The 18,377-nt window shown below is 57.1% G+C and carries 23 protein-coding genes and 1 tRNA gene; 18 read left to right on the top strand and 6 right to left on the bottom strand.

All coding sequences use genetic code 11. The features are described 5' to 3' along the window. The first annotated feature begins 3 nt into the window (after positions 1-3). From ACR0J8_RS12820 to ACR0J8_RS12805, 4 genes are all read left to right on the top strand, one after another. Positions 4-1,299 carry a nucleotide disphospho-sugar-binding domain-containing protein gene (locus tag ACR0J8_RS12820; protein WP_480890528.1) on the top strand — a complete coding sequence of 432 codons (1,296 nt, stop codon included), beginning with the start codon at positions 4-6 and terminating at the stop codon, positions 1,297-1,299. Positions 1,300-2,076: 777 nt separating this feature from the next. Beyond that, positions 2,077-2,235 (top strand): primase-helicase zinc-binding domain-containing protein, encoded by a 159-nt coding sequence (locus ACR0J8_RS12815; RefSeq protein WP_480525057.1) that lies wholly within the window; start codon positions 2,077-2,079, stop codon positions 2,233-2,235. Positions 2,236-2,503: 268 nt separating this feature from the next. Beyond that, entirely contained in the window at positions 2,504-2,953 is a 450-nt protein-coding gene (locus ACR0J8_RS12810; RefSeq protein ID WP_480890525.1) for a toprim domain-containing protein, read from the top strand. Then, positions 2,946-3,521, top strand: a complete 576-nt coding sequence (locus ACR0J8_RS12805) for an AAA family ATPase (protein WP_480525061.1) — start codon at positions 2,946-2,948, stop codon at positions 3,519-3,521. Before ACR0J8_RS12810 ends, ACR0J8_RS12805 begins: the two co-directional genes overlap by 8 nt. Positions 3,522-3,684: 163 nt before the next feature. On the opposite strand, the gene ACR0J8_RS12800 is transcribed toward ACR0J8_RS12805, so the two are convergent. After that, entirely contained in the window at positions 3,685-4,581 is an 897-nt protein-coding gene (locus ACR0J8_RS12800; protein WP_480525063.1) for a LysR family transcriptional regulator, read from the bottom strand. A gap of 170 nt (positions 4,582-4,751) precedes the next feature. Between ACR0J8_RS12800 and ACR0J8_RS12795 the strand changes: the two genes are divergently transcribed. The 9 genes from ACR0J8_RS12795 to ACR0J8_RS12755 all read left to right on the top strand — a co-directional run bounded on the left by ACR0J8_RS12795 (position 4,752) and on the right by ACR0J8_RS12755 (position 12,468). After that, on the top strand, positions 4,752-5,372 hold the full coding sequence (locus ACR0J8_RS12795; RefSeq protein WP_480525065.1) for a glutathione S-transferase family protein: 621 nt from the start codon (positions 4,752-4,754) through the stop codon (positions 5,370-5,372). A gap of 80 nt (positions 5,373-5,452) precedes the next feature. Continuing rightward, entirely contained in the window at positions 5,453-7,108 is a 1,656-nt protein-coding gene (locus ACR0J8_RS12790) for an FAD-binding oxidoreductase (RefSeq protein ID WP_480525067.1), read from the top strand. A gap of 53 nt (positions 7,109-7,161) precedes the next feature. Continuing rightward, the gene (locus ACR0J8_RS12785) at positions 7,162-8,508 is read left to right on the top strand and encodes a dihydrolipoyl dehydrogenase family protein (protein WP_480890521.1); all 1,347 of its coding nucleotides are present in this window, start codon (positions 7,162-7,164) and stop codon (positions 8,506-8,508) included. Between the two features lie 381 nt (positions 8,509-8,889). Further along, positions 8,890-9,240 carry a hypothetical protein gene (locus ACR0J8_RS12780; RefSeq protein WP_480525072.1) on the top strand — a complete coding sequence of 117 codons (351 nt, stop codon included), beginning with the start codon at positions 8,890-8,892 and terminating at the stop codon, positions 9,238-9,240. A 95-nt stretch (positions 9,241-9,335) separates the two neighbouring features. Then, complete coding sequence (locus ACR0J8_RS12775) at positions 9,336-9,767, top strand: c-type cytochrome (RefSeq protein WP_480525073.1); 432 nt, start codon at positions 9,336-9,338, stop codon at positions 9,765-9,767. Positions 9,768-9,777: 10 nt separating this feature from the next. Beyond that, complete coding sequence (locus ACR0J8_RS12770; RefSeq protein ID WP_480525074.1) at positions 9,778-10,128, top strand: copper resistance CopC family protein; 351 nt, start codon at positions 9,778-9,780, stop codon at positions 10,126-10,128. Positions 10,129-10,130: 2 nt separating this feature from the next. Next, a complete protein-coding gene (locus tag ACR0J8_RS12765; protein ID WP_480525076.1) occupies positions 10,131-10,997 on the top strand; it encodes a copper resistance D family protein in 867 nt (288 codons plus the stop codon). 8 nt (positions 10,998-11,005) lie between these two features. Beyond that, complete coding sequence (locus ACR0J8_RS12760) at positions 11,006-12,325, top strand: multicopper oxidase family protein (protein ID WP_480525078.1); 1,320 nt, start codon at positions 11,006-11,008, stop codon at positions 12,323-12,325. Beyond that, positions 12,322-12,468: a c-type cytochrome gene (locus ACR0J8_RS12755; RefSeq protein ID WP_480890516.1), complete on the top strand. Its 147-nt coding sequence runs from the start codon at positions 12,322-12,324 to the stop codon at positions 12,466-12,468. Before ACR0J8_RS12760 ends, ACR0J8_RS12755 begins: the two co-directional genes overlap by 4 nt. Before the next feature lie 370 nt (positions 12,469-12,838). Here the strand turns inward: ACR0J8_RS12755 and ACR0J8_RS12750 are convergent. Next, a tRNA-Tyr gene (locus ACR0J8_RS12750) sits at positions 12,839-12,922 on the bottom strand. A gap of 116 nt (positions 12,923-13,038) precedes the next feature. Here ACR0J8_RS12750 and rlmB point away from each other — a divergent pair. The 4 genes from rlmB to ACR0J8_RS12730 all read left to right on the top strand — a co-directional run bounded on the left by rlmB (position 13,039) and on the right by ACR0J8_RS12730 (position 15,336). Next, entirely contained in the window at positions 13,039-13,812 is a 774-nt protein-coding gene (gene rlmB / locus ACR0J8_RS12745; RefSeq protein ID WP_170615167.1) for a 23S rRNA (guanosine(2251)-2'-O)-methyltransferase RlmB, read from the top strand. Positions 13,813-13,824: 12 nt separating this feature from the next. Then, positions 13,825-14,106: a hypothetical protein gene (locus ACR0J8_RS12740; RefSeq protein ID WP_480525280.1), complete on the top strand. Its 282-nt coding sequence runs from the start codon at positions 13,825-13,827 to the stop codon at positions 14,104-14,106. A 107-nt stretch (positions 14,107-14,213) separates the two neighbouring features. After that, positions 14,214-14,663, top strand: a complete 450-nt coding sequence (locus tag ACR0J8_RS12735) for a YHS domain-containing (seleno)protein (protein WP_480525083.1) — start codon at positions 14,214-14,216, stop codon at positions 14,661-14,663. Between the two features lie 202 nt (positions 14,664-14,865). Beyond that, positions 14,866-15,336, top strand: coding sequence for a CoA-binding protein (locus tag ACR0J8_RS12730; RefSeq protein WP_480525085.1), 471 nt, complete (start codon positions 14,866-14,868; stop codon positions 15,334-15,336). Between the two features lie 3 nt (positions 15,337-15,339). On the opposite strand, the gene ACR0J8_RS12725 is transcribed toward ACR0J8_RS12730, so the two are convergent. The 3 genes from ACR0J8_RS12725 to hisF form a co-directional block, all read right to left on the bottom strand. Then, positions 15,340-15,906, bottom strand: a complete 567-nt coding sequence (locus ACR0J8_RS12725) for a hypothetical protein (protein ID WP_170615173.1) — start codon at positions 15,904-15,906, stop codon at positions 15,340-15,342. Positions 15,907-15,979: 73 nt separating this feature from the next. Next, positions 15,980-16,297 (bottom strand): phosphoribosyl-ATP diphosphatase, encoded by a 318-nt coding sequence (locus ACR0J8_RS12720; RefSeq protein ID WP_480525087.1) that lies wholly within the window; start codon positions 16,295-16,297, stop codon positions 15,980-15,982. Then, the gene (gene hisF, locus ACR0J8_RS12715) at positions 16,294-17,055 is read right to left on the bottom strand and encodes an imidazole glycerol phosphate synthase subunit HisF (protein ID WP_480525088.1); all 762 of its coding nucleotides are present in this window, start codon (positions 17,053-17,055) and stop codon (positions 16,294-16,296) included. Before hisF ends, ACR0J8_RS12720 begins: the two co-directional genes overlap by 4 nt. A 117-nt stretch (positions 17,056-17,172) precedes the next feature. Between hisF and ACR0J8_RS12710 the strand changes: the two genes are divergently transcribed. Further along, positions 17,173-17,619, top strand: a complete 447-nt coding sequence (locus ACR0J8_RS12710; RefSeq protein WP_480890510.1) for a DUF302 domain-containing protein — start codon at positions 17,173-17,175, stop codon at positions 17,617-17,619. On the opposite strand, the gene hisA is transcribed toward ACR0J8_RS12710, so the two are convergent. After that, positions 17,620-18,339 (bottom strand): 1-(5-phosphoribosyl)-5-[(5-phosphoribosylamino)methylideneamino]imidazole-4-carboxamide isomerase, encoded by a 720-nt coding sequence (gene hisA, locus ACR0J8_RS12705; protein ID WP_170615179.1) that lies wholly within the window; start codon positions 18,337-18,339, stop codon positions 17,620-17,622. Between the last annotated feature and the right edge of the window lie 38 nt (positions 18,340-18,377).

Here is an 18,377-nt window from a genome sequence, read left to right as displayed (position 1 = left end):
ATGATGAACCGCAAGGAAGCACCCGTAATCGCGTTTTTCCCCGAAGCTAGTTTTGGGGCTGCACTGAATTGTGTGGGGATCGCTCAGGAACTTCGCGCTATGGGTGCACACCCCGTTTTCCTGACCCACGGCGGCTTTGGTGGCGTATTCGCAGACTACGGTTTTGACGAATTCGCTGTCCCTGTTCAGTCAGAGTTGACAGAAGAAGAAACCCAGGCCTACTGGCAGGAATTCCTAAGCCATCATCTGCCGCATTTTAACATGCACCCAACTGACCAACTGGCCACCTATGTAGAGCCCGTTTGGAACGCAATCGTCGAGACAGCGGAAGCGGTCGAACAGGGGTTGGAATCCGCGCTAGAGCGTATCAACCCGGATGTCGTCGTCCTCGACAACGTGATCATGTTCCCTGCTATCGTACGCTCCGAGTGCCCATGGGTCAGGGTCATTTCTTGCGCGGAAACCGAGTTGCCAGACAAGTGCCTACCGCCGTACCTGTCCGGCCTGCCGGCATCTGACGTTGCCGGGTGCGCGACATTCCGCGGCCAGTACCTGGAGACCCTTGGCCCACTTCATGCTCGCTACAACAAATTTCGCCAGGATCGCGGGCTTAAGCTATTGCCTGAAGGTGAGTTCCTGGAAACATCACCGCATCAAAACCTTCTTTTGGCGCCGTCTATCATTCGCCATGATCGTGAGCAGGCGCCGGACCCGAGACAATTCACCTTTCTCGAAGGCTGCGTGCGCCAGGAAGGTCCCTATCGTGTACCTCAGATGCCCCGTAACGAAGGGCCTCTGGTGTACGTGAGTTTTGGCAGCCTCGGTGCCATGGATGTCTCATTCTTTGAAAGCCTGTTCGACGTATTCAAGACAATGGACATGCGTTTTCTGATCAATGTCGGCGCCCAGATCGATGCCTATTCCAGAGTGCCAGACAATGTTCACCTGCAGGAATGGTTCCCGCAGCCTTCCGTGGTTGAACAATGCGATCTTTTTATTCACCACGGCGGCAACAACAGCTTTTGCGAAGCACTGTACTTCGGGGCTCCGTCGCTGATCCTCCCCTATTGCTGGGACGGACATGACAACGCCCAGCGGGCAGTTGATACCTGTGTCGGCCTCAGGCTAAACCGATGGGATTGGACACCGGAGCAATTGGAGAGTGCGATTAACCAACTACTTGGGGACGCGGAGATGAAGGCCCGGCTGGCTGCGAGCTCAGAGAGCATGCAGTTGAGAAAGTCGGTTCAGTTAGCTGCTCAAAAAATTCTGGATTGTGTAAAACCTAACCGAATCTAGTTTATTCTCGTCGGTCATCCGTTTTGACAGGAAGGATGGAAGGGTACATCGCAACTAACTCTAAATCACTGAACCTAAAGTGTCGGTTTTGGGCCGATATTGTTGAAAAACTCCAGTTTTGGCCAAAACCTGTAAAAAATTACCCATTGAGAGGCGGTTGAAGTTTTTGGCCAGGGGGTCGGCCAAAGCATTGGTTCCGCGATGTGCGAGGCTGTCATGGCCTTCTCTGGGCAAGTGGCGTCAACATTGCTGGCGCGATGGAAATAGGCGAAAAAGCGAGTGGGCCGAATTCTCGAGTTTTTCAACAATATCGGCTCTGAGCGGTTGTTCGTTGCGCAGCGCATCAATGACCGAGTTGCGGACGGAGCAACCATCGTCTGAAGCACAGTAGTTTGCTGTGTGGGCAAAGAAGCCACAACCGCACAATAGTCCACAAAGAGGTCCAACTAACGCCAAATCTATGTGGTGACTGCACAATGCAGAGGTCAACTCTGCATTGTGCACAGCGATCTTCGTGTGGCTGCGATGAATGCCATGATCATGAATGCCAGCCTGGTTCAGCAGGAGATGGTATGAGATGCGGAAAGTATATAAGCCAAGCGCGGCTGCACTGGCCGCTGCTTCTGCGGCTCAAGCCCCAGAAAAGGGAACCCCTACAACTGAGGCAAAGCAAGTCACAGGGGATCAGCGTCAGATTGCCGTTAAGCATTCCGAACCTACCAGATATGGTGGTCCTAACAAAGAGGAAAGCCAAGCCTTCGCACCCTTGTGTTCAGGATGAACGGCTTGGCGAACACGTTCCTGCGTGATCGCTACGGCCTCGCCATACCTGAGAGATTGGGACAAGGTGGGCCTTGCCCCGTATGCGGTGGTGACGATCGTTTCAACTGGTTCCCGCGGCGAGATGGTCGCGTCCGGTACTTTTGCCGGAGGTGAAGTGAAACCCGTGACCTGGCCCAACTCATGGTGGATGCAGGCTGTGTCTCCGTCATGAAGGAAGCTTGCAGGGTACTCTATGACGTATCCTAACCTGGCTCGGATTCATGACACACCGGTTCAGCTGTATCTGGAACGTCGCGGCGTATGGGGTGAGCTGGCATCTCAAACCAATGCCCTGCGATATGGGCGGGAATGGTTTGCTGGTGCTGTGCGCCACGTCCTGTACGCCAGACAGCGCGACACCCGTACCAATGAGCCTGTTTCCATGCAGCGCACCTTCATTGCTGAGGAGGGCGGGCGGCTTCGGGTGCCTGACATGAAAACAGGGAAGCTGAAAAAACTGCCCAAGCTTTCCCTCTCAGGAATTCCAACAGGTGGCACGGCCATCATGCTTGATCCGTTTGAGCATGTGAGCCACGGCCTGACGATTGCCGAGGGTGTGGAAGCCGCTCTCGCTGTCGCTGACTATTGGCACCACAGGCCCGTGTGGGCAGTCACTGGCACCATGTTTATGAAAAACTTTGAGCCGCCTGCTTACCTGAATGCTGTGACCATTGTTTCGGATGCAGATGAGCCAGGACTGGATGCAGCCAGAGCGTGCGGTGAGCGCCTGATTAAGAGGGGCATCGAAGTCAAAATTTACAAATCCAGTAACGAAGGGGAAGACCCGGATGAGTTGGCCATCCGACTGAAAAAGGAAATGGCCAATGGCTGACATGCCGAAAGATATGGAAGAGCTGAAGGTCGCTCAAATCCCCACCGAGCAATACGCTCTGAAACACTCGGAGCTTTGGGCAAATCGCAAGGCCCCAAAGATGGGTTTTCTCGGTACTTCGGCTGGCGGTTTCTACACCATCACGGCACTGACTGGCACAGGCAAAACAGCCTTTGTCCTGATGCTTGCCATATGTGCAGCCACAGGGATTGACCATCTCGGCATAGGAAACAATCGCAAGTACAAGGTCGTTTTGTGCCTTGGTGAAAATCCAAACGAAACACTGGAAAAGCTGTGGGCAGCAACCTTGTATCTGGTGCTTAATCCAGAAGACTTGGAAGACACCATGTCCAATCTCACAGGCATTCACTCCCCGGAACAGATTACCAGAGAGATGAGGCTCATGGGCGGTGACTTTGAGCTGGTGATTATCGACACACTGTCAGTTTTCATGGGCCTGACTGAAGGTATGGAAATGAACAGCAACACCCACACCCTGAAGTTCTTGGAAGATTATCGCAGCTCTTTTTGTGAGGCAGGGCAACTGAACTGGTCCTCCGTTTCCTAAACATATCGGCGGACCAGTTCAGTTGGGGAGGCTCAAAATTCGCTGATCCTGTACCTTTTGCCCCGGTAGCTTTCTACCCAACCTTGCCCATCACGGTGTTTTCAACGGTCTGCAACTACCCCGCCTGAACTGCGCGTATTCTCAACTTGTTCGGGCAAAGGGTTCAGACACCTGCTTTCGTCGAAAAGTACTTGGCCAGGTGGTCAATCAACGCACGGACTCGGGCGGTTAGGTGCCTGTTTGGGGGGTAAAGGGCATAGAGGCCAAAGTTTTCAGGATCGTAATCTTGAAAAAGCTGCTCAAGGCTGCCGTTGTTCAGGGCCTGAGCGACAGCATACTGAGGACAGCGGCCAATGCCGAGGCCCGCGATCGCCATGTTTGCGATTGCCGCCGGAGCATTGGCGTGCAAGGCGCCAGATACTTTCACCACAAAATCCCGGGTACCAGACCGGAATCTCCACGAAGTGGCGTCAGTCGGGTTTTCATCAATCAGGCAGTTGTGTGTCGCAAGCGCCATTGGATCGCCAGGGCGCCCGTGTTCCGCCAGGTATTCCGGTGAGGCACATACGACAAGCGGCATATCGGCCAGTTTGCGTGCAATCAAAGTCGAATCCCGGAGCACGCCAATTCTGATGGCCAGATCAATTCCTTCTTCCACAAGCGCGACTCTACTGTCCGAAAGCTTGAGGTCCAAATCCACCTTTGGATGTGCCTGCATAAAAGGAACCAACGCCGTCGCCAGGTTGTTGCTGCCGAACCCGGTTGGCGCGGTGATCCGGATAAGCCCCGCCAGCGCGGACTGCCTTTCCTGAACCAGATCTTCCAGTTCGTCGAATTGTTCCACGATCGGCCGACACCGCTCGAGATAGGCAACACCGACATCCGTCAACGCGACACTTCGGGTCGTTCGGTTAAACAGCTGGGTCGAAAGCCTGCTTTCCAACTGGGCGACATATTTGCTGACCAGTCTCGTCGAAAGACCAAGGCGTTTTCCCGCAGCCGTGAAAGAGCCTTCATGTGCAACGGCCAAAAAGGCGCGCATCGTATCAATCGTATCCATGGCCAAGTTCCTCTGTCTGCCCGCATTCTTTTTATTATTACCATTTTGTTCATAGTAACTGAACAAAGTGTTGGATTATTAATGAAATGGGCAATTGGTATGTTTGGTTCAGTGATCGCTAATGAGCTGCGTCACATAACCTCCAGAGCTTCCTCGGAAAGGGAACTGCAATGCCGAACGCCATTCGTATTCATCGTCACCCGTTGTCGGGTCACTCTCACCGGGTCGAGCTTTTTGCCAAACTCGGCGGCATCAATCATGAACTGGTTGATGTCGACCTGCTGGCGGGCGAACACAAAAAGGAACCCTTCCTGTCTTTGAATTCGGCGGGGCAGGTGCCGGTCATCGAAGACGGAGATTCCGTGATCGCCGACTCCAACGCGATCCTCGTCTATCTCGCGCGCAAGTATGCGCCTGATTGGTTGCCAACCGATCCGGTCCGCGAAGCCGAGGTGCAGAAATTCCTGTCGCTGGCTGCTGGTGAAATAGCCAATGGGCCCGCTGCCGCAAGGCTTGTCACCGTATTTGGCGCCCAGTTGGATGCCGAGCGCGCAAAGGCTGTCGCCAAAACCGCCTTTGACCGTCTCGAGGCACATTTGAATGGGCGTGAATGGCTGGTCGGCAACGCCGCGTCAATCGCCGATGTCGCGATATACAGCTACACCGCACATGCCCCCGAAGGTAACGTCTCGCTATCTGACTACCCCAACATCCGTGCGCTGCTGGCCCGTGTCGAAGCCCTGCCGGGCTTTGTGCCGATGCAAAGCACCAAAGTCGGCCTGGCCGCCTGATTGAACGACGCGCCCGGTCGCAAAGCCGGGCGCGCCGCCTTCTGGCGTATCACCGCAACCGCTGTCCCAGGAGAAGTTTCATGCTTATCGTTGACCCTAGTGCAAAAGACGTCTCACCGTTTCATCGGGGCGAACACATGGCCCAATCCCGTCAGGGTGTCCGTGATATCGAAGACTGGGCGCGCAAGGTGGTTCGTGACCATTTGCCCGAACAACACCGTGACTTTCACACCGCCCTGCCGTTCCTGGTGGTTGCGGCCCGGGACAAAGCGGGTTGGCCCTGGGTCACGTTGGTAGAAGGACCCGATGGTTTCGTTACCTCTCCGGACGCCAAAACGCTATCCGTTGCCGCATTACCCCTGAAAGGTGATGCACTTCACGATGCCATTCACAACGAAAGCGACATCGGCATTCTGGGTATCGAACTGGCGACCCGGCGACGCAACCGCGTGAATGGACGGGCGGGCAAAGTCACATCTTCAGGCTTTGAGTTTCACGTCGACCAGACCTTTGGCAACTGCCCGCAATACATCCGCGAACGTGATTGGCGCCGTGTGGACGGCCGGGCACCCGGACCCACAACAAGAAGCAACAAGTTGTCGGCCCAACAAGCCGATTGGATCAAGACAGCCGACACTTTCTTTATCGCCAGTGGTTTTCGTGGTGAAGGTGAAAGCCCGACTTACGGAATGGACGCATCGCACCGTGGTGGTGATCGCGGGTTTGTACAGGTTCTGGATGACACGCGGGTGCGGTTTCCGGATTTCGCAGGCAACAACCATTTCAACACAATCGGCAATCTGATGCTCGACCCCAGAGCCGGCTACCTTTTTGTCGACTTTGAAAGTGGCAGTTTGTTGCAAGTGGCGGGAACTGCAACAGTAGATTGGGACAGTGCCGAAGTGGAAGAATTTCCCGGCGCGCGGCGATTGGTGACCTTGGACATCCACGAGGTTGTCGAAACGCGCTCGGCTCTCAGCCTTCGGTGGAACTTCGATGCGGACTCGATCCGATCCCTGAGGTTGATCGAGAAGACACCTGAAAGCACCGATGTAAGTTCGTTTCTGTTTGAAGCGCGCGACGGTGGTACTCTGCCAGAGTTCGAACCCGGCCAGCACCTGCCGATCGAACTGGACATTCCAGGGCACGATACACCAGTGCGTCGGACCTATTCATTGTCCAACGGGCCGAATGAGCACCGTTATCGGATTTCGGTCAAGCGAGAACCAAAGGGCCTGGTTTCCCGGTACATGCACGATCACCTCGATCCTGGGGCGATCATCAGCAGCCGCCGACCTTCCGGGGATTTCGCAATGACCTGCAGTAAATGCCCGTTGGTGCTTGTCAGCGCTGGTGTTGGCGTCACGCCCATGGTGAGCATTCTCAGCAAGGTTGCGAATGAGCGCGGCAATCGCCCGGTCTGGTTCGTGCACGGTGCACGGGATGGCCAGCATCATCCATTGGCTCACGAGGTTCGCGAACTGGCCGCCAAGCGGGCAGGCATCAACGTCCATGTGGCATATAGCCGACCGACGGCAAATGATAACTTTGGTAGCGTTTACAATTCCCGGGGCCGCGTCAACGGGGCGTTGCTGGCACAGCTGGTCGACGACGCTGACGCTCATTACTTCTTGTGCGGCCCGGTCGGGTTTATGGCCGATATTCAGGCCGATCTGGAAAGCCGGGGCGTCCCCCTGGGGCAGATTCATACCGAAAGTTTTGGTCCTGTCGGGTGATCCGCACGGAGATCGTTTTTGTGACCAAAAAATAGAACGAGAGGAGCAATGACATGCGCGATTCATATGACGTGATAATTATCGGCGGGGGCAACGCGGGGTTTGGTGTTTCCTCGGTTGTACATGAAGCCGGAAAATCGATCGCCTTCGTCGAGGCGCGCGATTTTGGCGGGACTTGCCCCAATCGCGGCTGCACGCCGAAGAAGGTTCTTGTGGCGGCTGCCCATGCGATACACGAGATCGAACAGGCCCACATCCACGGGATTGAGGTCGGCAAGCCAAAATTGAATTGGGCGAAACTGATCGAACGAGAGAAGGACCTGATCGGTTTTATCCCGGGCGCCATGCAGGAACTGGCCGAAAAGCGTGGCGAGGTGTTGCGTGGCACAGCACGCTTTGTTGGGCGAAACACCATTGAGGTCAACGGTCGTGTCATACATGGCAAAGACATTGTTGCCGCAACAGGATCAAAGCCAGGGCCGCTGCCATTTCCCGGTGCCGAGCTCATGATTACTTCGGACGAAGTACTGTCCGATGCGACATTGCCGAAAGAAGTTGTCTTTGTTGGCGGCGGTGTCATCGCCATGGAATTTGGCCACGTCTATGCGCGCGCTGGTGTTCACGTGACGATCCTTGAAGCCTTGCCGCAACTGCTGCCTCGTCTGGACAGTGATGCTGTGGCGGCGCTGCAAGCGGAAACCGAACGCCTGGGCATTGTTGTCAAAACCGGAGTATCGGTGACAGCAATCCAGCAGACGGCCGACGGGTTGAATGTTCAATACGAGCATGACGGCCGCAGTCAAAATGTTATTGCTGAACGCGTCGTAAACGGCGCTGGGCGCATCGCCAATATCGAAGGGCTGAACCTTGATGCGGCGGGTGTGGAACATGATGGGCTTCGCATTCTGATCGACGACACGATGCGGTCCATCTCCAACCCTTCGGTCTGGGTTGCAGGCGACGCGGTGGCGCAATCCGCCCAGCTTTCCCCCATCGCAACTTACGAAGGTCAGATTGTCGGCCACAACATCGTGCATGGCCCGACCAAAACGCCGGACTACACCGTGATCCCCAGTGCCGTCTACACAGTTCCGGCGCTTAGCACCGTTGGGCTTTCTGAAGAACAGGCGCAGGAAAAGGGCCTGGATGTCTCGGTTACGGTTTCCGACATGTCCGGGTGGTTTTCGACCAAGACCTACGCAGAAACCGCTGCATGGTCCAAGGTTTTGGTCGACAAAAATAGCGACCAGATTGTGGGTGCACATATTCTGGGCCACCACGGTGACGAACTGATCCATCTTTTTGCGATGGCCATGCGTCATGGCATGTCAGCTACCGATCTCAAGTCCTCGCTTTATGCGTTTCCGACCTTTGCTGCCGATATGAAATCCTTGATCTAGGCAGTTAAATGCATGCTGTTTCTTCCGGGTGGAAAGCCTGCTTGCAGGGCATTTCCCCGGAATGGCGGTTCATCTGCATGCGAACACTTTCAGGCTGACCAGTTCCACACGCAACGCGGGCTTTCTGACGTCAGCAACCGATCGGAGACATATGTCCCAAGTTCCGAACCGCTAATTTGGATTGGCCTCGGACCTGACCGTGTAGGGGTTGCATCGGCTGCCGTTCTTGTCGAAGTATGCATGGAACAAAGCGCCGGAACTGATCTCGACCAACAAAATCTTTGTCGACTGGGTAGGCTAACTGGTGCACCGGTGTTTGCCGACGCCAAGGTCTTTTCGTGTGTTGTTTTGTTCCGATTTGCGTAATAGGTTTCCGCCGAAATGATTTTGCAGCGGATGATATCGGTGGTCCTGGCGGCAATTCTGGTCTTATTGACCGGGTTCGCAAGTGTTGCCCACGACATGCCGCTGCATTGCAACGATGGACATTGTGACGAAGTTCAGTCTTCGGAGAGATCTCCGCACTTGGATCGTTTGTCGCCGACCGGCCATCACGAAACGGACGGCGCAGACCATGATGGATGCAATCCTTTCCTCTGCAACCTGATGCTCCTTGCCTCCGACACGTCGGATGCATCACCAGACCAGTTCGAACAGGTATTGAATTGGCAGGTAAGCGAACTTTCGGCGCTGCGTGAGCCGGAACATCCTGACAGACCACCTAACTTCTGAAACGGCACTTCGACGCCGGGTGCACGCGCCTGGTGTTTCTGCCTGGCCGCCGCTCAGCGCGGTCAATATTCTGTTTCATAAAGTCAGGAAGAACCATGAACCGAAAGTATCTCGTTATCGGAGTGTGTGCCGTGGCGGTCGCTGCTGCATACACTATGCTGCGGCCCGGTACGTCTGAAATTGCCACTCCGTCGTCCCCTGCCGCAGGGGGTGCCTTGGTGGCCGTTCAAATGCCCACGATCGAGGGCAAAGCCGCCATTGGTCAGCGCATCTTCGACGAGGCTTGCGCCGCGTGCCACGGCACCAATGCTGTCGGAATTGAAGGTGCCGGACCGCCACTGATCCATGTTATCTATGAACCCAGTCATCACGCCGACGAATCCTTTCAGCGCGCAGTTGCGACAGGTGTAAGAAGCCATCACTGGTCGTTCGGAGATATGCCGCCGGTCGAAGGCTTAACCCGTGGCGACGTTGCCATGGTTGTCGCCTATATCCGCGAAATCCAGCGCGCCAACGGAATTAACTGAGGAACACTCTATGAAGACGCTCAAGATCCTTTCTCTGCTTGCCACGCTTGCCACGCTTGCCACGGGTGCGCTTGCGCATTCCCGCGTGGACACGACGACGCCAGAAAACGGTGCGACGATTGCAGAAGTCCCGTCTGAAATCAGTTTCAACTTTGCGGACGACATCCGTCTGACCCGAGTGGAGATGACCCATCAGGATCTTCATTCGGTCCCACTCGACATTGGGAACCAGACCAGTTTTGATCGTCTCTTCACCCTCCCGCTTCAGGATATGGGGGCAGGCGCCTATCGCATAGAATGGCGCGGTCTGGGCGTGGACGGCCATGCGATGCAGGGCGAATTTTCCTTTACGGTTGACTGAGGATGCCGGACGTCTGGGGCATTGCCGCGATCCTGTCAAAACTCCTGCTGTATGTTGGCATTGCAGGATCCAGCGGGCTGGTGATCATGCGCGCCGCCTTTGCTGATCTCCTCTCGTCGCTGAGCGGCCGGATGCGCGTCCATACTGCGTTCTTGGCTGGGCTTGCGATAGTCGCGTCTGTCACTGGGTTCATGCTGCGCGGGGCCGCCCTGACCGGCGGCGCTGATGGGATGAGCGATCCCGAGATGCTGAGGCTTTTGTGGCAAACACCGGTCGGTGATGTTCTGATCTATCGACTGGTCGGCGCGGCCATGATCCTTGTCGGGTTGTTCGTGCCATTTGCCGGTCAATGGATATCCCTTGGTGGCGGTGTGCTGGCGCTGTGGTCGTTTGCACAGATTGGGCATGTGCCCGGCCTGGAACAAAGCGGCGTAAGGCTTCTGCTGCTTTTGCATTTGCTTTGCCTTGCGTTCTGGATCGGCATTCTTGGTCCGTTACGGCGCTTGTCGTTACAGCCCGAACGCTTGGACGAGGCAGCAGCGCTGGGGGATCGTTTCGGGCAAGCCGCCTCGGTCATTGTCCCTGCGTTGATTTTGGCGGGCTTGCTGATGTCCTGGCTTCTGTTGGGTGATCTTCGCAGCCTTTTTGTTTCGGGCTACGGGCAGGCGCTTCTCATCAAACTGGGGCTGGTGGCGTTGGTGCTTGTGATGGCAGCCGCCAACAAGTTTCGGTTTGTTCCCGCCATGCAGGCAGGTGATCACGACGCAGCGCGGCATCTGGCACGCTCCATCGAAATAGAAACTGCAATCATACTGGTCGTGTTCGCGGCAACAGCTACCCTTACCAGCGTCCTGACCCTTCCGAATTGAGGTTTAAGATGAACCGAAGAGAATTCCTGATCACGACAAGTGCAATGGCATTGGTTCCCGGCGTCGTCATCGCGGCGGCTCCATTGGACCTGATTGCACAGCCAGTCTCTGCGCAAATCTTGCCGGAAGGCGATCCGGCAACGCCGATGCTTGGCTTCAACGGCAGCACGCCCGGTCCGGTCCTTCGCGTCCGTCAGGACGAGGTGTTCGACATCCGTTTTCTCAACCAGATAGACGACGGCTCGGCGGTCCATTGGCACGGGTTGCGGACCGACAATGCGATGGACGGCGTGCCGGGCCTGACACAGGACGTTGTCGAAACGGGTGCAGAGTTCACCTATCGCTTTCGCGCGCCGGACGCCGGAACCTTCTGGTATCACTCGCATAACCGGTCCTGGGAACAGGTTGCAAAGGGGCTTTACGGCCCCCTGATCGTCGAGGAGCAATCCCCGCCTGATGTGGACCATGACGTGATCGTCATGATTGATGACTGGCGCCTGACCGAAGACGGCACACTCGCCGATGGCTTTGAGAACATGCACGATCAGGCGCATCAGGGTCGGCTTGGCAACTATGCCCGTGTGCTTTTCGAACCGGACGCGTCCGTTCGTCTTGGTGACCGTGTGCGCTTGCGGTTGATCAACGTCGCGACTGACAGGATTTTCCCGATTGAACTTGAAGGCATTGACGGCAAGACTGTTGCATTGGACGGTATGCCGCTTTCCGATCCGCAAGAGGTTTCTGACCTGGTTTTGGCCCCGGCCCAACGGGTTGATATCATAGCGGATGTCACTTCCGCTGAAACAATCGCATTTGTATTTCCGACCCGGGATGATCCTTACCTGCTGGGCGAAATCCCGGTTGAAGGCGAGAACACGGCGCGACAACCATCAGAGATATCCGCGCTGCCGCCAAACGCGACGGTGCAGCCCGACTTGGACAATGCCGTTTCCCTGACCTTGACCATGGAGGGCGGGGCCATGAGCCAAAGAATGATGCAGGGGCTGATGGAAGAGGGCATCTGGGCGTTCAACGGACAGTCCGGCCTTGCGGACACCCCGTTCCACAGCTTCCAACGCGGACAGACTGCGCGCATCCAACTGGTGAACGATACCCGCTTTCCCCATGGTATCCATCTGCACGGGCATCACTTTTTCGAGGTCGAAGCCGACGGCAATTTAAGTGCTTTCCGGGATACAACTCTGATTGATCCGGGTGAAACGCGAGAAATCGTTTGCGTGTTCGACAACCCCGGCAAATGGCTGATGCACTGTCACATGCTGGGCCATCAGGCGTCGGGCATGAAAACCTGGGTCGAGGTTGCATGAAACGCGTTCTGATCATCGCAGCCTTTAGCGTTGCAACTGGGGCGATCGCAGGTCACGAACTGGATGGCCGGGACTTGGCCAGCGGTCAGGCCCTTTACGTCCAACATTGCGCGTCCTGTCACGGTGCAAACCTCGAAGGGTAACCGAACTGGCAAACGCCAGACGAAAACGGTGTCTTGCCCGCGCCTCCCCATGATGAGACGGGACACACCTGGCATCACGACAACCTTCTTCTTTTTGAATACACCCAATTGGGTGGAGAAAAAGCTTTGGCGGCACGCGGTATCAGCGACTTCGCAAGTGGAATGCCCGGGTTTGAGGAAGTAATATCCGACGATTAAATCTGGGATATTTTAGCCTACATTAGATCGACGTGGTCTGAACGTGCTCAGGAAACTCAGGCCTCCAGAAATCCGCCGCACGACTGACACCGCTAATAGCCGGTTAACGCCGACGAACCGCGTCTGGGCGTATGCCGCACACGATGTTCTAAATTTGAACTGCTTGAAGAAGTGGTGGGCGACCCTGGAATCGAACCAGGCGTGCGTCTCCGCGAGGGAGTTACAGTCCCCTGCCACACCTTGCGGCCTGTCGCCCACTGTCAGGCGTTGCACCTGACGTGGAGGCGTGATTACTAGCGCCTTAAAGGAGCGTCAACAGGAAAATTCCGCTTTGGCGCAGGAAACCGAATTCCCGGCCCGGAGGCCCTTAAAATGAAGAAACCCAAATGGGTCGTCGAAAAGGAACAGGCGCGCAAAGCAGCCGCGTCCGAGACTGTCTGGTTGTTTGGACTGCACGCCGTCCGTGACGCGCTCATGAACCCGAAGCGTCAGAAATTGCGTCTGATCGTGACCCTGAACGCGCAGGCCAAGCTGGCGGAAGCCATTGAATTTTCAGGAATTGAAGCCGAGCTGGTTGATCCACGTAAATTCACGGCACCGATCGATCCGGGGTCGGTGCATCAGGGCGCGGCGCTTGAGGTCAAGCCGCTGGACTGGGGTGGGCTGGCCGAAAACTGCATCGGTCGTGAACACCCGCGCGTCATTCTGCTGGATCGGGTCACCGACCCGCACAACGTCGGGGCGATTCTGCGCTCGGCCGAGGTGCTGGGTGCAAGCGCCGTTGTCGGCACACGCCACCATTCCGCGCCGGAAACCGGGGCACTGGCGAAAACCGCCAGTGGCGCTCTCGAACGTCAGCCCTATCTGCGGGTGCGCAATCTGGCGGACGCAATCGTCGAGCTGCAGAATATGGGGTTTCTGGTGCTGGGGCTGGACGGCGAGGCAGATCAGACCATCGAAACCACGTTGGCGGGCAAGCTGGACCGGCCGGTTGCACTGGTGTTGGGTGCCGAAGGTCCCGGTCTGCGGCAGAAAACCAAGGAAACCGTCGATCATCTGGTGAAAATTGACGCAGCCGGCGGTTTTGGGTCGCTCAACGTCTCAAATGCGGCGGCGATTGCCCTATATGCATCGAGGCACAAATAACAGGAGAGCGTCATTCCCAGCCCGTCGAAAATTGCCACTTGCTGTTACTGCGGCACGCGTGCCGCGCTGGTTCTGCAGGGAAAACAACGTCACGAGCTCAGCTGTTCCAGTTGTGGCGCCCCCCTGAACGACCTCAAGATGTTGCCCAAACGAAAGCTGACGAAAGAAAGGCGAGCGCGTCCGGCCAAGTCCAAGGCCCGAACGCCGAAATACAAATACAAGAAACGGAAAAAAGGTGTATTCTCGCGCGTGCTGGATGAAGCCTGGGATGTGATCGAAGATATCTTCGACTGACTTGTTTCTTCGGCGACACGGGTGTTCACAACCGCGTCAAGGGGGGTTTCATGGCGCTGAAAAAATTGCATTTTGACGGTCTCGAATTCTAAGAACTCAGACCGACGATGCTGACCCGACGTTTCTTCATTGGCGCAATGGCCGCTATCATGTTCGCACCTGCCGTCCAGGCGCAGGAGGCGCCCGTCTATTTTGCCACTGATGGTGCGGCAATGGCGGGCTATGATCCCGTGTCCTATTTCGTGGATGACGCGCCGGTGCTGGGCCATGCCGAGCATTCGTTGATGTGGAAAGGCGTCGAATGGCATTTCGCATCAGCCGAGAACCAGGAGCGGTTCGAGCGTGATCCGCGCGCCTTTGCGCCTCAGTTCGGCGGATACTGCGCCTATGCTATGGCCCTGGGCCTTCTGTCCAGCACCGACCCGATGGCGTGGAGGGTCGTGGATGGCAGGCTTTATTTGGTGCATTCGCTCGCGATCGAGAAAGTGTGGCAGGAAGACATGGCGCTGAACATTCGCATGGCCGAGGAGCACTGGCCCTCGGTTCTGTACAAGTGACAGGCGAAATTTCGCGTTTTTTTGATCTGTCATCACAAAAATGCGCGCGCCCTCTTTTTTTTGTCGAACTCATGCCTAAATGTCACAGTGACCGCGGAACGGAACTGCCGCGGGTCATTTCACTGTCCCTCGTTCCAACAACTGGCGCTCAGGTCCGACCTGGGCGCTTTTTTCTTTTGAACGCAGCGATTAGGGTGCCCTCATGGCAGATTATTCCGATGAGTTCCTGAAAGGCATCCTGCAACGCACCAAAGTTGTGGCGGTCGTTGGGGTGTCGATGAACCCGGTGCGGCCCAGTTATTACGTGGCGCGATACCTTTCGCTGAAAGGATACCGGGTCATTCCGGTCAATCCGGGGCATGCAGGGAAGCAATTGTTCGGTCAGACCGTTCATGCCTCGTTGTCGGATATTGCCGAACCTGTCGACATGGTGGACATATTTCGCAGATCCGAAGCCGTGCCACCGATTGTGGACGAAGCTTTGCAGGTTTTTCCAAAGCTCAGGACAGTCTGGATGCAGATCGGTGTCGAACATGAAGGCGCGGCAGCAGTTGCACAGGCCAGAGGTGTCGATGTGGTCATGAACCGATGCCCGAAAATCGAATATCAGCGGCTTTTCGGGGAATTGCGCATGGGCGGGTTTGCCACCGGGATCATATCGTCAAAGCTGTGACCGTCAGCCGCCGCCTGCCGTTTTCAGCCGGGCAACTTGTTCCAGTCGCCGCTTTTCCAGAACCTGATCGCGCGGGACCCACTCGTAACGTGTGTCCTCGACCAAAGGTCCCCAGTACAGCACTCCACCATACCGCCACGGGTCCAGTACGATCCCTTCGTACATGGTTTCTCCGCGTCGGCTGATAATGGCGGTCGAGTGGTCGATTCGGAACGGGTTGTCGGCATTGGCGATGGCGCGGTGCAGGGTCAGTGTTTCGAACTCTTCCTGTTTTAGGCGCCGTTCAATGTCTTCGGCCCAGTGCCAGCACAATCCGCGCGGACGCAAGCCCTTATTGACCTTTGCGTTATGGATCAGCGGCGGGTCGGTGATCTCATATTCCTCGACCAACTGCGCGGTGTAGCTGTAGGCGACCCGCGCCGCGCGCTGCGCTTCTGCGGGGTCGATATCGGGTCCGAGGCTTTGGATTTTCGCTGCCAGCCGTTGAACCTCGTCCCCGGTGGAACGGGGCGGCGCAGAACAGGCCGCCAGGATGGCAAGCGTCGCCACAAAAACCAATGCTCTGATCATCGCGCGCGTTCCCTGATCTGTGGCACCCTGACACAGCACTATAGCGGGCAGGAGCAGCGCACGAAACCCACGCTTAGCTCTTGGGACGCGCCGCTTTTTCGGCAATGCCGCTGATGCCCTGACGCCGGGCAAGCTCGTTCAGAACGTCATCCAGCGCCACATCACGGGCGGCCAGCATCACCAGCAGGTGATACAGTACATCCGCCGCCTCGGACGTCAGTCTGGCCCGATCGCCCTTGATGGCTTCGATGATGGCCTCGATGGCCTCTTCGCCGAACTTCTCGGCACACTTTTCGGGGCCCTTGGCAAGCAGTTTGGCGGTCCAGCTCAACTCGGGGTCGGTTCCCTTACGCGCTTCGATGGTTGCGGCCAGTTCGTGCAGGATGCTCATGTCAGCCTCATCGGGATGCCTGCGGCGGCCATGTGTTCCTTGGCCTCGCGGATGGTGTATTCGCCGAAATGGAAGATCGAAGCCGCCAATACCGCGCTGGCGCCACCTTCGGTCACGCCTTCGACCAGATGATCCAGATTGCCGACCCCGCCCGATGCGATCACCGGTACATCTACCGCGTCCGAGATCGCGCGGGTCAGGGGCAGGTTGAACCCGGATTTGGTGCCGTCACGATCCATCGAAGTCAGCAGGATTTCCCCTGCGCCCTTGGCGACCACGGTTCTTGCAAACTCGACCGCGTCAATGCCGGTTGGTTTGCGCCCCCCGTGGGTAAAGATCTCCCACTTGCCGAGGCTGACGGTTTTGGCATCGATGGCGACCACGATGCACTGGCTGCCGAACTGATCGGCGGCCTCGGCCACAACATCCGGGTTCGCCACGGCGGCCGAGTTGAAACTGACCTTGTCGGCACCTGCCAGCAGCAGCGCGCGGACATCTTCCCTGGTGCGGACACCACCGCCCACCGTCAGCGGAACAAAACACTGTTCCGCCGTGCGCTGCACCACATCGAACATGGTGCCCCGGTTTTCATGGGTGGCGTGAATATCCAGAAAGCAGATTTCGTCCGCGCCGGCGGCATCATAGGCCTTGGCCGATTCCACCGGGTCGCCCGCATCGCGCAAGCCGACGAAATTGACGCCCTTAACCACGCGGCCATCGGCAACATCAAGGCAGGGAATGATCCGTGTTTTCAGCATGGCATGTCCTTTGTTGGCGCACCTCTACCGGCAAAGCCCCGCCGATGCCAGACTTGTGATTGCCACATCTCTCGAACCTGTGAAAACTGGTCCTTATTTCATCCGGAGATCAATGAGATGCGTAACCTCTTTTTGACGACCACATTCATATTCACAGGAGCTGTCGCCGCGATGGCTGACGATATCATCAAAGTAGAGACAGCCAAATCCGTGTCCGAGGCGATGGACGCGCTCGAGGCCGCAGTCGGCAATGCGGGCGCCACGGTTTTCGCGCGTGTCGATCACGCAGCGGGCGCCGAGAAGGTGGGTATGACCATCCCGGCCAATCAGGTGCTGATCTTCGGCAATCCGGCGCTGGGCACACCCGCCATGCAGGCCGACCCGCGCGCAGGTCTGTTCCTGCCGCTGAAAGTGCAGGCCTACGAGGACGAAAACGGGCAGGTCTGGCTGACCTATGAAGACCCGAAAGAAACCATGGACGAGCTTGACGCGGTCGAGAATTCCCCGGTCATCGAGAATATGCGTGGGGCACTGGCCAAGCTGACATCGGTCGCCGCTCAGTAGTCAGCTCAGGGCGCGAATGGCCTCGTTCAGATCGATCGCGCCGTCATAGAGCGCCCGGCCGGAGATTGCGCCGTTAAGTTCGACCCCGCAATCACGCAAGGCGATCAGGTCGTCCAGCGAGCTAACTCCGCCCGATGCGATGACCGGGATCGACACGGCGCGGGCCAGTGCCGCAGTGGCCTCGATATTGGGGCCCTGCATCGCTCCGTCGCGGTTGATGTCGGTGTAGATGATCGCGGCAACACCCGCATCCTCGAAGCTTCGGGCAAGATCCGTGACCTGCACATCGGTTTCTTCGGCCCAGCCCTTGGTGGCGACCATGCCATTGCGTGCGTCGATACCGACGGCGACGTGGCCGGGGAACTCTTGTGCCGCTTGACGCACCAGATCGGGGTTCTCGACGGCGACAGTGCCCAGAATGACGCGCGCGAGCCCCTTATCGAGCCATGTTTCGATTGTTGCCATGTCACGGATGCCGCCACCCAGTTGGGCGGGCACATCACAGGCTTTCAAAATCGCCTCGACCGGAGCGGCATTGACGGGTTCCCCTGCAAAGGCGCCATTCAGATCGACCAGATGCAGCCACTCGCAACCCGCTTCGACGAAGGCGCGGGCCTGCGCGGCGGGGTCTTCGTTGAACACCGTGGCCTTGTCCATTTCACCGCGCAGCAGGCGCACGGCCTGGCCGTCTTTTAGGTCGATGGCGGGGTAGAGGATCATGTCGGGCGGCCCTATATCAATGTTATCCGCGCGGGATA

It is taken from the genome of Ruegeria sp. N11 (assembly GCF_056531525.1).
This window is presented reverse-complemented; position numbering and strand designations above follow the sequence as displayed.